Source organism: Massilia oculi, assembly GCF_003143515.1.
GTDB lineage: Bacteria > Pseudomonadota > Gammaproteobacteria > Burkholderiales > Burkholderiaceae_D > Telluria > Telluria oculi.
The window spans coordinates 2818368-2832508 of the sequence record NZ_CP029343.1 but is presented as its reverse complement, the minus strand read 5'-3'; the positions used below and the strand labels follow the sequence as shown (position 1 = coordinate 2832508).

Genomic DNA, 14141 nt, shown 5'->3' with positions numbered 1-14141 from the left:
CCTGGGGCAACACTGAGTTCCAATACGCAAACGGCTTGCTATACTCGGTGCATAAGGGCGCGTGGCGCCGGAATTCATGTACAAGAAGAGACGCGACAGATGCTGAAGAAAGTGGATTCTTCACAGCTCAGGGTGGGCATGTTCATCCAGGACCTGGATTGCGGCTGGATGGAGCATCCATTCGTGCGCAGCCAGTTCCTGATCACCGAGGAGGCCGAGATCCGCAAGATCGTCGACGCGCGCATCCGCGGCGTCGTGATCGATTGCCGGCGCGGCCTGGACGTCGACGCGCCGACCGTCGACGAAAGCGCGGCCGCCACCGAGGCCGAGGTGAAGGCGCTGGCGGAGGCAGCCACCGCGCACGGACGCGTGCGGGTGCCGCTGGCCGAGGAATTGCAGCGCGCGGTGCATGTGCGGCGCCAGGCCACAGACGTGGTGCGCACCGTGATGCAGGACGCGCGCCTGGGCAAGGCAGTCGAGCTGGACCAGGTGAGCCCGGTGGTGCAGCACGTCACCGAATCGATCCTGCGCAACTCGGGCGCCTTGCTCAGCCTCCTGCAGATCAAGAACAAGGACGACTACACGTTTCTCCACTCGGTCAGCGTGTGCGCGCTGCTGGTCGCCTTCTGCCGCTCGCGCGGCTTGGACGAGGAGGCCATCTACCAGGCCGGCCTGGGCGGACTGCTGCACGACACCGGCAAGGCGCTGGTGCCGGACGCCATCCTCAACAAGCAGGGGCGCCTGACCGACGACGAATTCGACATCGTCAAGCGCCATCCGCGCGACGGCCACGATATCCTGGTGAAGACGCCCGGCATCGGACCGGTGCCGCTCGACATCACGCTGCACCACCACGAGCGGCGCGACGGCAGCGGCTATCCGGACCGCCAGGCCGGCGACGGCATCAGCGAGCTGGCGCAGATGGCGGCCATCGTCGACGTGTACGACGCGATCACGTCCGACCGCTGCTATCACAAGGGCATGCCAGCGGCCGAGGCGCTACGCAAGATCTACGAGTGGAGCAAGCACCACTTCAATCCGGCGCTGACGCAGGAATTCATGCGCTGCGTCGGCATCTACCCGGTCGGCACCCTGGTGCTGCTGGAGTCGGGCCGGCTGGGCGTGGTGGTCGAGCCGCACGAATCGAGCCTGCTCACGCCGAAGGTGAACGTGTTCTTCCATGCGAAGAGACAGGTGTATATCCGCCCCGAGACGGTCGACCTGTCGCGCGCGGTGGGCTTCGGCGGCGGCGACCGCATCGTGAGCCACGAGTCGGCCGCGAAGTGGCAGGTCGACCCGCTGCGCTTCATGCAGCTGGCCTGAATCCATCATCCGCCCCGCAGGGCGTCAAAAGAACTCGGCGGTGTCGTTGACGGCGACGGTCTGCAGCATTCCGCTCGCGACCAGCTCTTCGTAGTGGCACACGCGGTTGCGGCCGTGGGCCTTGGCGTAGTACAGGGCCTGGTCGGCGTGGCCCAGCGTGACCACCGGCGAATCGGCGGCGCTGACGCTGGTGAAGCCGATGCTGACCGTGACCCGGCCCACCTGCGGGAAATCGTGGCTCTCGACGTCGGCGCGGAAGCGCTCGATGATGCGGCGTGCGTTCTCCAGGTTGGTCGAGCGCAGCAGCACCACGAATTCTTCTCCGCCGAAGCGGAACACCCGGTCCTGGGCGCGGAACGACGACTGCAGCAGGTTGGCGATCAGGATCAGCACCTCATCGCCGTACAGGTGGCCAAAACGATCGTTGACGCCCTTGAAGTGGTCGACGTCGACCACCGCCAGCCACTGCTTTTCTTCGCCGTTGTGATGGCGCCGCTCGGCCTGGCCGGGGGCGTTGGCATCGGTTTCGGAGGCTTGCAGCATGCGCGCCAGCTGGTCGTCGAAGGTCTTGCGGTTGAGCAGGCCCGTGAGCGAGTCGCGCTCGCTGTAGTCGAGCAGGTTCTGGAAGTTGCGGTACACGCTGACGATCCCGTTGACCATGTACAGCGCCTCGGGCGTGAACGGTTCGGCGTGCACGATCTCGAGGCAGGTGTCGGCCTTGTCGCCGAACCAGATTGGCAGCCACAGGCTGCGCAGACCGTCGGCGCCGACGCTTTCGGCGCGCGGCTCGTGACGGCGCAGGCAGGCGCCGAGTTCGGGATAGAGGGCGATCGGTTCGCCGGGACCGCTGTCCTGCGGCTCTTCGGGGCAGGCCACGCTGCCGGCATGGATGCAGGCGCGCGAGCGCACGAAGTACTGTTCGCCGACGCTGGAAATGGTGAGCACCCTGGTGCGGGCTGCGCCTGACAATTCCTGGACCGCCGAAATCACGGAGATGTCCAGCATGGTGTGATCGCGGTGGCCGGTCATGTCCACCATGTGTCGCAGCAGGGAATCCATGTCGTCGTTATCAGACCAAGCAATAAGGGGTACCGGGAGACCGCCCCGCTCGGGGCGTGGCGCACAGGCAGAGCGCGCCAGACGCCCAGCGCGCCACGATCGGCGGTGCCGCATTTTTCAGCGGTCAAGCAAAACAGCATAATACTTTTTTGTATTACCGGCAACTATTCTTAACAATTTTTATTCATCGTTTTCGGGCGGCGTGACACATCGCCCGCGAGCTTGCTTCTTATCAGAAGCTCGTATTTCCGCTTGGAAAAGTTGTCGGTGCTCAACTTGCCCAGCGGCATTAATCGGTACAGTGAATTCACTGGCAAACGTAACACAGCAGTAGCGACGGGGCCCAGTCGCAGCCAGTATTTCCTCAACCATCATAAGGAGTTTTTCATGAGCACGATTACCTCCGCCATCAAAGCATTTTTCGCTGACGAAAACGGTGTGACCGCCATCGAGTATGGCCTGATCGCCGCCCTCATCGGCGTGGTGATGGCCGGTGTCGCCGGTCAAGTCGGCGATGAGATCAAGCAGGCCTTCGAGTACATCCGAGACCAGTTCGACACTCCAACTGCTCCGTAATCTGCCTGCCCCCGGGACGCGGTTCGGCCCTGGGGGGCTTTTTTTTCGGCTTTTCAATTTCGGGGAATCCGATCATGGCTGTCGCAACTTACCTCGATACGCTGCTGCTGCTGCTGGTCACCGCGGCGGCGCTCAAGGACCTGGAGAGCCGCCGCATCCCGAACCGGCTGCTGGCCGCCGGCATGTTCGGCGCCCTGGTCCTGCACTTGCTGTCGCCGCAACCGGTGGACGGGCTGCTCGCCTGGCTGGGCGGGGCGGCGACCGGACTCGCGGTCTTTCTTCCCTTTTATCTGGTCCGCGGCATGGCAGCCGGGGACGTCAAGATGATGGCGGCCGTGGGCGCCTTCGCCGGCCCCGGCGACGCGCTGCGCATCGCCATCCTGGCCTGGTGCGCGGGCGGCGTGATGGCGCTCGCCGTGATCGTCTTCAAGGGCCGCCTGCGCATGGTGTTGTCGAACCTGTGGGGGATCGTGCGGCCCACGCTGCTGCGCCTGCCGCACGCGCCGATGCCCGGCAGCGCCGGCGGCCCGCCCAGCGCCGGATCGATTCCCTACGGAGTGGCGATCGCCGGCGGCGCCATCGCCTTGCTGGTCAGCCGTTATGCCGATCGGCCGCTGTTGTGAGGGCGGTCGTTCCGGGGTGATGTTAAGCCTTTGTCAGGTATCAAGTGCCTGATGAGGCCGCTCGCTAGAATCAAATCAAGGTTTTCCGAACATCTTCATGGGCAGGAGGGTTCATGACTGGAATGTTGTCGGCCACTACAGCCGCCGCCTGGCACGATGCGACGCCGTTCGGATCCGCGGCCAGCGTGTCGTCAAGCGATGGCGACGTGACCGCCGTACTGCCGCGCCAGCCGCGCACGGTGCGCGACACCGGGCTCGATCCGCGCCTGGTGACGGGGCTGGTGCTCAAGGTCCTGCATGCGGGCGGCAAGACGCCACTGTCCAGGATCACCGGACGCCTGCGGCTGTCGGTCAGCGTGGTGCGCGAAGTGCTGCAGGGCCTGGTCGCCGGCCAGCAGGCCGAAGTCGCCTATTCGGGCGAGACCGATCTCGACGTGCACTACCAGCTCACCGCCGCCGGCGAGCGCGCCGCCGGCGAGCACCTGGCCGAGTCGCGCTATGCCGGCCCGGCGCCGGCGACGCTGGCGGCCTGGCGCTCGGTGGTGGCGCAGCAGTCGCAGCGCCAGCCGGACGCGCCGCGCGTGGCGCGCGCCGAACTCGAAGCGGTGCTCGACGGCGACGGCCTGGAACCGGCGACGCGCGAACTGATCGGCGCGGCCCTGCATTCCGGCCGTCCGCTGCTGCTGTACGGCCCGTCCGGGAGCGGCAAGACCACCCTGGCGCGCAAGCTCGCGCGCCTGCGCCAGGATCCGATCGCGGTGCCGTACGCGGTGCTGGTCAACCACGAGATCGTCCAGCTGCACGACCCCGCCCTGCATCCGGCGCCGCTGCAGATGCGCGGCCTCGAGGAGCGCCGCAGCTGCGACGCGCGCTGGGCCCTGAGCCAGCGGCCGCTGGTGCACGTCGGCGCCGAGCTCACGCGCGACATGCTGGAACTGCGGGTGGACGCCGCCAGCGGCGTGCTGCGCGCGCCACCCCATATCCTGGCCAATAACGGCCTGCTGGTGCTGGACGACCTGGGTCGCCAGCGGATGCCGGCCGGCGAGCTGCTGCACCGCTGGCTGGGCGCGCTGGAGGCCGGCCAGGATCACGTGACGGTGCCGCACGGTCCGAGCCACGCGCTGCCGTTCGACGTCGGCCTGGTGCTGGCCACCAGCCTGGCGCCCGAATCGGTGCTGGACGACGCCTGCCTGCGCCGCATCGGCTACCGCATCGCCGTGGGGCCGCTGTCCGAATCGAGTTACCGCGCGCTGCTGCGGCGCCAGGCGCGGCTGCGCCGCATCGACTTCGACGAGGCGGCATTCGATTACCTGATCGACGAACTGCATCGCCGCACCCGGCGCCCATTGCTGGCCGCCTGGCCGCACGAGCTGCTGGGGCGGATCGCCGATTTCGCCGGCTTCGCCGGCCGCGCGCCGCGTTGCGACGTGGATGGCCTGGTCCAGGCCTGGAGCAGCCTGTTCGGAGCCAGCGCCCTGCCGCCCGCGCTGCCTTGTGCATCGAACCCAGCGGCGGTGAAGCGGGATGACAAGGAAGGGGATGCGCGATGAAGAACAAGCGTGCCGTGATCATGATGGCACTGGCGGTGGTGCTGGGCCTGCTGGCGGTGGCGCTGGCGGGAAGCTGGCTGCTCAATGCCCCGGGCGCGACTGCCGGCCGGATCGTCGTCGCCCGGGCCGACGTCGACATCGGCCAGCGCCTGACGCCGGAGATGTTCAAGCTGGTCGACTGGCCGGCGGACAGCGTGCCGAAGGGCGCCTTCACCGATCCCGCGCCCTTGAGCGGGCGGGTATTGCGCAGCAGCCTGCTCGCGGGCGAACCGATCAGCGAAGCCAAGCTGGCCCCGGCCGGCACCCTGGGCGGCCTGTCGGCCCTGATCACCGAGGGCAAGCGCGCGATCACGGTGCGCGTCAACGACGTGATCGGGGTGGCCGGCTTCACCCTGCCGGGCAACTACGTCGACATCATCGTCAGTACCGAGACCATGCCCGACCCGAACGCGACCCGGGTGCGCGAGCAGAGCATCTCGAAGATCGTGCTGGAGCGGATCCTGGTGCTGGCGGTGGCCCAGGAAGTCAACCGCGACGAGACCAAGCCCAAGGTGGTCAATGCCGTCACGCTCGAGGTGACACCAGGCGAGGCGGAAAAGCTGGACCTGGCGCGCAGCGTGGGCACCCTGTCGCTGGCGCTGCGCAACCAGGTCGATCCGGCCGCCGCCGCCACCCTCGGCGCGACCAAGGAAAACCTGCTGCCCATGGTCGCCGCCGCGCCGCCGCCCGTGGTGCGGGCACCGCCGCGGCCGCGCGTGCAGCAGGTGCGCGCCCCGGGCCCGCCCAGGCGCGACTGCATCAGCGTCATCAACGGCCTGCACGCATCGCAGGAATGCTTCTGACCACCGACTGGATCGATCATGAAACGACGTCCCTCGATCGCACTGCACGCTTCCCTTGCCGCCGTCCTTGCAGCGCTGGCCGGCCCGGTCCTGGCCAGCACGGTCCCCGTTATCCCCGCCGCCGCCGCGCAGAAGGCGGCCGAACCGAAGCCGGCGCCGAAGAAACCGGCGTTCCCCCGCAGCGCGAGCGAGCCGCCCGCGCGCATCGCCGAAGGCTGCCGCGGCGAGGCGGCGCGGCCGGCCGCGATGGCGCTCCAGATGGGCAAGTCGACCATGCTGCGCCTGCCCGAGAAGGTGGCCCGGCGCAGCGTCGGCAACCCGGCCGTGGTGCAGGCCATGCTGGTCGCCCCGGACACCCTGTACATCGCCGGCGTCGACGTCGGCAGCACCAATATGATCGTGCAGGGCCGCAGCGGCTTGTGCAGCGTGATCGACATCACCATCGCGATGGACCCGAGCGGGCTGGAAGCGACGCTCAAGGCCGCGATGCCGGACGAGCAGGACATCCGCGTGATGGCGGCCAACGACAGCCTGATCCTGGCCGGCACCGTCAGCGACGCCACCGCCGTGCAGCGCGCGGTGGAGCTGGCCGGCGCCTACGTGCGGCGCCCGCTGCGCCAGTTGCCGGCGGCCGACAAGGACAACGAGACCGACGGCGTGATCGTGGTGGGAAGGAATGGCGCCAGCGGCGGCGGTGGCGGTGGTGGTGGGGCTGGCGGCGCCGGCGCCCGGGTGGTCAACCTGCTGGCGGTGAGCGCGCCGCAGCAGGTGCAGCTCGAGGTCAAGGTGGCCGAGGTCTCGCGCACCCTGCTCGAACGGCTCGAGACCGGCACCCGCTTCAGTTTCGGCTCCGGCAGCTGGACCACCACCCTGGCCACCGATTTCCTGAGCGGCCTGGCGCGCGGCAGCCTGTCGGGGCTCAAGACCAACGGCAACCGCTTCGCCATCGAGGCCGACAAGCTCGATGGCCTGGTGCGCATCCTGGCCGAGCCGAACGTGCTGGCCATCAGCGGCCAGGAAGGTTCCTTCCTGGCCGGCGGCAAGTTCTACATCCCGGTGTCGCAGGACGACGACCGCGTCACGCTGGAAGAGAAGGAATTCGGGATCGGCGTGCGCTTCACCCCGACCGTGCTGGCGGGCGGGCGCATCAACCTGAAGGTGGCGCCCGAGGTGTCCGAACTGTCGCGCGAAGGAATCGGCATCACCGCCAACGGCATCACCGGCACCGCCATCATGCCGCTGGTGACCACGCGCCGCGCCAGCACCACGGTGCAGCTGCACGACGGCCAGAGCTTCGCGATCGGCGGCCTGGTGCGCAACAACCTGATCGCCAACATGAAGGGCCTGCCTGGCCTGGGCGATATTCCGGTGCTGGGGGCGCTGTTTCGCAGCACCGACTACCAGCAGGACCGCACCGAGCTGGTGTTCGTGATCACGGCGCGCCTGGTCAAGCCGCTGCCGGGCGGCAGCCACGTGCTGCCCACCGACGGCCATGTCATGCCCTCGCGCGCCGGCCTGATGCTGGGCGGGCGGCTGGAAGGGGAGCCGCCCGCCGCCGCCGCGCCGTCCGGTGCTTTGGCCACGTCTGCGGCCACGTCTGCGGCCGCGTCACCGGCTGCGGGGCAGACCGCAGGCGCGGATACCGGACGCTTCGAACTGACGCCGGCGGCTTCGAACTGACATAGGAGAATGCGATGCGAACCACATTCACACGATGGGCGGCGCTGGCGCTGCTCGCCTGCGGCGCGCCGGGGTGCGTCTCGACCACGCCACACTGGGATGCGCGCCTGGGCGCGGCCACCCGCAGCAACCTGGCGGCCCAGGTGATCGACCCGAGCGGCGCCGCCGCCAGCAATCCTTCCGTAGGCCTCGACGGCCGCGCCGCGCGCGCCGCCATCGAGAACTACCAGCGTTCGTTCGCCCGGCCGGAACTTGGGCCGCCAGCGGCGATGGTGGACCAGTGATGGACGCGCGCGCAGCAGAAGTCCTCCGTCCGGGGCTGCCATGAGAGCGCTCCTGATCAGCCGTGACAGCCACTTGTACGCGGAACTGGCCTCGCAGGGCGCGGCGCGGGTCCCGCCCCTGCACCTGGCCGCCACCCGCGCCAGCCTGCGCGAGGCGCTCGACCGCCCCGAACCCGACGCCCCGCAGCTGGTGATCATTGACGCCAGCGGGCTGGAACCGTTGGAGGCGGCCCTGCTCGAGCGCCTGGGCCGCCAGTACCCGGATTCGCAGCTGATGCTGCTCACCAACCAGCACCAGCCCGAGCTGTTGATCACGGCGATGCGCGCCGGCGTGCGCGAGCTGCTGCAACTGCCGCTGGTGCACCGCGCCTTCCACGAGGCGATGGACCGGATCGCCGCCGCCGCCGGCGTGTCGAGCCTGCGCGAAGGCAAGGTGCTGGCCTTCATCGCCTGCAAGGGCGGCAGCGGCGCCACCTTCATCGCGGCCAACTTCGGCTATGCGCTGGCCACGCTGGCGGGCAAGAAGGTCCTGCTCATCGACCTGCACGGCCAGTTCGGCGATGCCGCCCTGTACGTGTCCGACCAGAAGCCGGCCATGACGATGTCGGACGTGTGCGCCCAGATCGCGCGCGTGGACGGGCCCTTCCTCGAATCGTGCCTGGTGCACGTCACGCCGGGCTTCGGCGTGCTGGCCGCGGCCGACGATCCCGGCCACGCGAAAGAGGCCAAGCCGGAACACATCGACACCATCCTGCGCGTGGCGCGCCAGAACTACGACTACGTGCTGCTCGACGTCGGGCGCCAGATCGACGCGGTGTCGCTGCGCGCGCTGGACGTCACCGACACCATCTATCCGGTGCTGCAGCTGGCGCTGCCCGACATCCGCGACGCGCGGCGCCTGCTCGACATCTTCCGCTCGCTGGGCTACCTCCTGGACAACATCCGCCTGATCGTCAACCGCTACGAGAAGGGCGGCAAGCTGCGCCTGCAAGACCTGCATGCGGCGCTGGGCTGCGAGGTGGTGCACACCTTCCCCAACGACTACGTCGCGGTGACCGATTCGGTGAACCAGGGCGTGCCGGTGCTGCAGCTGTCGCGCTCGAGCTTTGCCGCGCGCAGCCTGGCCGAGATGGTCGAGATGGTGACCGCGCACCGGGTCCAGGAAAGCCGCGGCCTGCTGGATCGCCTGTTCGGGCGCCAGGACGCCGATTACTGATCGCTCGTCGATTACCGATCCAGCCACGAAAGACGCCCATGTCCCTTCGCGAACGACTTGCCCTGTCCGGCCAGGAGCGCATCACCGGCGGCGGCGCCGAGTTGCAGGATGCGCCGAACCAGGCCTACCAGGAGCTCAAGAAGCTGATGCACCAGATGATCCTCGACCGGATCGACCTGGAGCGGCTCAAGCGCCTGACCGCCGAGCAGTTCAAGCACGAGCTGGCGCTGCTGGTCCAGCGCATCATCGAGGACGAGCGCATCGTCCTCAACCAGCACGAACGGCACCACCTGGTGCTCGATATCCAGCACGAGATGCTGGGCTTCGGCCCGCTCGAACCGCTGCTGTCCGACCCCTCGATCTCGGACATCCTGGTCAATACCGCCAACAAGGTCTACGTCGAGCGCCACGGCCGGCTGGAGCTGACCGAGATCACCTTCCACGACAACGCCCACCTGATGAAGATCATCGAGAAGATCGTCTCGCGGGTGGGCCGCCGGGTGGACGAGTCGAGCCCGATGGTCGACGCCAGGCTGCCGGACGGCTCGCGGGTGAACGCGATCATTCCGCCGCTGGCGGTGGACGGGCCGATCCTGTCGATCCGCCGCTTCGGCGGCAGCCCGCTGACGGTGCAGAACCTGCTCGACTATAAAAGCGTGACCACGCCCATGATCCGGGTGCTGGAAGGGCTGGGCACGGCCAAGGTCAACATCCTGATCTCGGGCGGCACCGGCAGCGGCAAGACCACCTTGCTCAACCTGATTTCGGGCTTCATCCCGCCCACCGAACGGGTGGTGACGATCGAGGACGCGGCCGAGCTGCAGCTGCGCCAGCCGCACGTGGTGCGCCTGGAGACGCGACCCGCCAACATCGAGGGCAAGGGCGAGGTGCCGCAGCGCGCGCTGGTGCGCAACGCGCTGCGCATGCGGCCCGACCGCATCATCCTGGGCGAGGTGCGCGGCCCGGAGGCGCTCGACATGCTGCAGGCGATGAACACCGGCCACGAAGGGTCGCTGGCCACCATCCACTCGAACACGCCGCGCGACGCGCTGTCACGGCTGGAGAACATGGTCAGCATGGCGGCGGTAAACCTGACGCCGCGCGCGATCCGCCAGCAGATCGTGTCGGCGGTGACGGTGGTGGTCCAGGTCTCGCGCCTGACCGACGGCACGCGCAAGCTGGTCAGCATGCAGGAAATCACCGGCATGGAGGGCGAGATCATCTCGATGCAGGAGATCTTCCGCTTCGAGCAGCGCGGGGTCGACGTCGACGGCAAGGTGCTGGGTCACTTCAGCGCCACCGGCGTGCGCCCGCGCTTCGCCGATCGCCTCAAGCTGTTCGGGGTCCCGGTGTCGGACGATTCATTCGATCCCGACCGCCGGTTTGAATGAACTGAGCGACCGGGAGCGCGCATATGGACGGCTTGTTCTATGGTTTCGTGGTGCTGCTGTTCGCGGCCGTGATCCTGGCGGTCGAGGGCTTCTACCTGTGGTGGATGAGCACCCATGGCGCGGCGGCGCGCCGCATCGCGCGCCGCCTGCAGATCATGTCCGGCGGCGTGAACGCGCGCAGCGGCGAACGGATCTCGATCCTCAAGCAGCGCCGCTACAGCCGCATCGAGGCGCTGGACCGCCTGCTGCATCGCGTCAAGCTGGCGCAGCGCATCGATGCGCTGCTGGTGCAGGCCGGCGCCACCTGGTCGGTCGGCCAGTTCCTCGCCGGCTCGCTCGGCTGCATGGTGGCGGCCCTGGTGCTGACCTCCGATGCCGTCAGCTCCTTCGGCGTGCCGTTGCCGGCGCGCCTGCTGGCCTGCGCCGGCGGCCTGGTCCTGCCCTGGTGGCTGCTGCACCGCATGCGCATGCGGCGCCTGGTGCGCATCGAGCACCAGCTGCCCGAGGCGGCCGACTTCATCGCGCGCGCGCTGCGCGCCGGCCACTCGTTCACCAACGTGCTGCAAATCGTCGGCAACGAGCTGCCCGAGCCGCTGGCCGGCGAGTTCCGCATCACGCGTGAGGAAATCAACTATGGCGTGCCGATGAACGAGGCCCTGCACGGCCTGGCCGAGCGCATCCCTCTGACCGACCTGCGCTACCTGATCATCGCGGTGCTGATCCAGCGCGAATCGGGCGGCAACCTGGCTGAAATCCTCGGCAACATCAGCCAGATCATCCGCGCCCGCCTGAAGCTGGTGGCGCAGGTGCGCGTGCTGTCGGCCGAGGGACGCATGTCGGCCTGGATCCTGGGCGTGCTGCCGTTCGGCGTGATGGGCGTGATGCTGGTCAGCAGCCCGGACTACGTGCGCATGCTGTGGACCGATCCGTCCGGGGTGCGCCTGCTGTGGTACGGCCTGGGCATGATCGTATTCGGCGTGCTGTGGCTGCGCAAGACCATCCGCATCCGCGTGTGAGGCCCCCATGACTTCTTCCCAACTGGTTTTCCTGCTGATCGTCTTCGCCGTCGTCTGCCTGCTGGCCTGGGTCGCGCTGGTGCTGTTCGCGCCGCTGGCGCTGCGCGAGCGCCTGCGCCGCTTCCTGGCCCCGCGCGCCGGAGCGCGGGGTGGCAACGAACTGGGCGTACGCTGGATCGAGCGCGTCGCCAGCGTCGCCCGTCCCCTCACCAGGCTGTCGATCCCCGAGGAAGGCTGGGAAAAATCGACCTTGCGCACCCGCTTCATGAACGCCGGCTGGCGCCACCCGTCGGCGCCGACCCTGTACTTCGCGTCCAAGACCGCGCTGGCGCTGCTGGTGCCGGCCCTGTGCGCGCCATTCCTGGTGCTGTATGGCTCGTCCCTGAGCGGCGGCAAGGTGCTCGGCATCCTGCTGGTGGGCGCCGCCTCCGGCTACTACGCGCCCAACGCGGTGCTCGAGCGCCTGGTGCAGAGGCGCCGGCGCGAGATCTTCGAGACCGTCCCCGACGCGCTCGACCTCCTGACCGTTTGCGTCGAGGCCGGCCTGAGCCTGGAGCGGGCGCTGGTCAAGGTCGCGGCCGAGATCCACATCAAGAGCGTGGTGCTGTCGCAGGAGCTGCAACTGGTGCTGATGGAGATGCGCGCCGGCTTTTCCAAGGAAAAGGCGTTGCGCAACTTCGCGCTGCGCTCGGGCGTGGACGACGTCGACACCCTGGTCGCGATGCTGATCCAGTCCGAGCGCTTCGGCACCAGCGTCGGCGACTCGCTGCGCGTGCATGCCGAGAACCTGCGCCACAAGCGGCGCGTGATGGCCGAGGAAACCGCCGCCAAGATCGGCCTCAAGCTGCTGTTCCCGCTGATCTTCTGCATCTTCCCGACGCTGCTGATGGTCCTGCTCGGGCCGGCCGCGATCCAGATCTCGCGCACCCTGGGTTCCATGCCCTTCGCGCGCTGAAAGGAGCGAATCCATGCGACGCACCCTCGAGATGACCCGCCTGGCGCTGCTGTGCGCCGGCCTGATGGCCTGCTCGCCGTTCGGCTGGCGCGCCGCCCTCGACAGTGGCGCGCAGGCCGAGGACATCTATCGCACCGGCCGCGCGCAACACCTGGCAGAGCAGCTGGACGGCGCGCGCGCCGCCTACGAGGCCGTGCTGCGGCTGGAGCCCGGCCATCCCGGCGCGCGCAACGGCCTGGCGACCCTGCACGCCGAGAGCGGCGAACTGGAACGGGCGACGTCGATCTGGCGCGAGCTGACCGCGTCGATCGGCCTGGATGCGGGACCGGGCAAGGCTTACCTGTTCGCCAACCTGGGGCAGGCTTACCTGCTGGGCGGCGCGCACGAGGAGGCGCGCGGCGCGCTCGAACGCGCCTGCCTGCTCGACCCGCTCGATCCGCGCGGCTGGCAGCTGCTGGGCGACGCCCTGGCTGCATTGGGACAGGCCGGGCGCGCCGCGCAGATGCACCGGCAGGCGGCGGCGCTGCGCCAGCACGACCTGCGCGCCGACTTCGCCGCCGCCGGCGGCAAGACCGAGGTGGCGCCGCTCGGCCAGGCCCTGGCCGCACCGAAGCCGCAGGCCCATCCCGACTGGTCCCAGTCCTATATCCACGTCGGCGTGGACGGCATGATGGAGTTGCGGCGGGTGGACGCGGCGCGCGAGGCACACCAAGCGCAGGAGGAACGCGAGGCGCCCGCTTCGGCTGCGGTGGCGCGCCTGGAAATCCGCAACGGCAACGGCGTGACCGGCATGGCGCGCGCGCTGTCGAACCGCATCGACGAACCGGGCATCCGGGTGACGCGCCTGTCGAACGATCCGGGCTTTGCGGTGCATTACACCCGCATCGAGTACGAGGCAACCCATGCCGACGCCGCGCGCCGGCTGGCGCGGCGCCTGGGCAGCGCCCGGCTGCGCGAAGTCGACCCCGGCGCGCCCGTCAACCTGCGGCTGGTGCTGGGCCGCGACCTGGCGCGCCACGGCACGGCGCTGCGCCTGTGGCCTGAGGCGGAGCCGGAGCGCCTGGCTCGCCGCTAGTGCTCGCGCGTGCAGCCATCGTGCCGGCGGCGTCAGGCCGTCGGCTGGTACGCCCCGGCTGCATAGGTCAGCTCGTAGCTATGGCTGTAGATCTCCAGGATGTTGCCGAACGGGTCCTCCATGTAGACCATGCGGTAGGGCTTTTCGCCCGGGAAGTATTCGCGCACCGGCATGCGCTGCTTGCCGCCGGCCGCCACGATCTTCGCGGCCAGGCCCTCGACGTCGGGATCCTGCACGCAGAAATGGAACACGCCGGTCTTCCAGTACTCGAAGTTATTGTCGGGCCGGACCGCGTCGCGGAACTCGAACAGCTCGACGCCGACCCGGTCGCCGGTGGACAGGTGGGCGATGCGGAAGGACTCCCAGCCGGCGCCGAAGACGTCGGTGCACATGACGCCGATCGCGCTGTCGTCCTCGCCGATCGTGGTCGGCGGCATGATCAGGTACCAGCCAAGGACCTCGGTATAGAACTTGACTGCCGCCTCGAGGTCGGGAACGGACAGACCGATATGGGAAAAGCTGCGTGGGTAGGGCATGACGAACTCCGCAAG

General features: G+C 68.8%; 14 protein-coding genes. 12 read left to right on the top strand and 2 right to left on the bottom strand.

What is annotated here, in order from left to right; translation table 11 throughout:
• Window positions 1-99 precede the first annotated feature (99 nt).
• Window positions 100-1323, top strand: coding sequence for an HD-GYP domain-containing protein (locus DIR46_RS13000; protein ID WP_109345588.1), 1224 nt, complete (start codon window positions 100-102; stop codon window positions 1321-1323).
• A gap of 24 nt (window positions 1324-1347) precedes the next feature.
• On the opposite strand, the gene DIR46_RS12995 is transcribed toward DIR46_RS13000, so the two are convergent.
• Window positions 1348-2382 (bottom strand): GGDEF domain-containing protein, encoded by a 1035-nt coding sequence (locus DIR46_RS12995; protein ID WP_109345587.1) that lies wholly within the window; start codon window positions 2380-2382, stop codon window positions 1348-1350.
• Between the two features lie 387 nt (window positions 2383-2769).
• On the opposite strand from DIR46_RS12995, the gene DIR46_RS12990 reads away from it, so the two are divergent.
• From DIR46_RS12990 to DIR46_RS12940, 11 genes are all read left to right on the top strand, one after another.
• Complete coding sequence (locus DIR46_RS12990; RefSeq protein ID WP_109345586.1) at window positions 2770-2958, top strand: Flp family type IVb pilin; 189 nt, start codon at window positions 2770-2772, stop codon at window positions 2956-2958.
• Window positions 2959-3032: 74 nt separating this feature from the next.
• Window positions 3033-3581: an A24 family peptidase gene (locus DIR46_RS12985; protein ID WP_109345585.1), complete on the top strand. Its 549-nt coding sequence runs from the start codon at window positions 3033-3035 to the stop codon at window positions 3579-3581.
• 113 nt (window positions 3582-3694) lie between these two features.
• Entirely contained in the window at window positions 3695-5131 is a 1437-nt protein-coding gene (locus DIR46_RS12980; protein WP_109345584.1) for a DUF8689 domain-containing protein, read from the top strand.
• Window positions 5128-5973, top strand: a complete 846-nt coding sequence (gene cpaB, locus DIR46_RS12975) for a Flp pilus assembly protein CpaB (RefSeq protein ID WP_109345583.1) — start codon at window positions 5128-5130, stop codon at window positions 5971-5973. The genes DIR46_RS12980 and cpaB overlap by 4 nt, the downstream gene beginning before the upstream one ends.
• Window positions 5974-5991: 18 nt before the next feature.
• On the top strand, window positions 5992-7653 hold the full coding sequence (locus tag DIR46_RS12970) for a type II and III secretion system protein family protein (protein ID WP_109345582.1): 1662 nt from the start codon (window positions 5992-5994) through the stop codon (window positions 7651-7653).
• 14 nt (window positions 7654-7667) lie between these two features.
• Window positions 7668-7937: a hypothetical protein gene (locus DIR46_RS12965; protein ID WP_109345581.1), complete on the top strand. Its 270-nt coding sequence runs from the start codon at window positions 7668-7670 to the stop codon at window positions 7935-7937.
• A 40-nt stretch (window positions 7938-7977) separates the two neighbouring features.
• Window positions 7978-9153, top strand: coding sequence for a CpaE/TadZ family protein (locus tag DIR46_RS12960; RefSeq protein ID WP_109345580.1), 1176 nt, complete (start codon window positions 7978-7980; stop codon window positions 9151-9153).
• Window positions 9154-9191: 38 nt separating this feature from the next.
• The gene (locus DIR46_RS12955) at window positions 9192-10544 is read left to right on the top strand and encodes a TadA family conjugal transfer-associated ATPase (protein WP_109345579.1); all 1353 of its coding nucleotides are present in this window, start codon (window positions 9192-9194) and stop codon (window positions 10542-10544) included.
• Window positions 10545-10567: 23 nt separating this feature from the next.
• A complete protein-coding gene (locus DIR46_RS12950) occupies window positions 10568-11560 on the top strand; it encodes a type II secretion system F family protein (RefSeq protein ID WP_109345578.1) in 993 nt (330 codons plus the stop codon).
• 7 nt (window positions 11561-11567) lie between these two features.
• A complete protein-coding gene (locus tag DIR46_RS12945; protein WP_109345577.1) occupies window positions 11568-12515 on the top strand; it encodes a type II secretion system F family protein in 948 nt (315 codons plus the stop codon).
• A 13-nt stretch (window positions 12516-12528) separates the two neighbouring features.
• Window positions 12529-13590, top strand: coding sequence for a LytR C-terminal domain-containing protein (locus DIR46_RS12940; protein WP_109345576.1), 1062 nt, complete (start codon window positions 12529-12531; stop codon window positions 13588-13590).
• Window positions 13591-13622: 32 nt separating this feature from the next.
• Here the strand turns inward: DIR46_RS12940 and DIR46_RS12935 are convergent, their stop codons facing one another.
• Complete coding sequence (locus tag DIR46_RS12935; protein WP_109348017.1) at window positions 13623-14126, bottom strand: lactoylglutathione lyase family protein; 504 nt, start codon at window positions 14124-14126, stop codon at window positions 13623-13625.
• Window positions 14127-14141 lie beyond the last annotated feature (15 nt).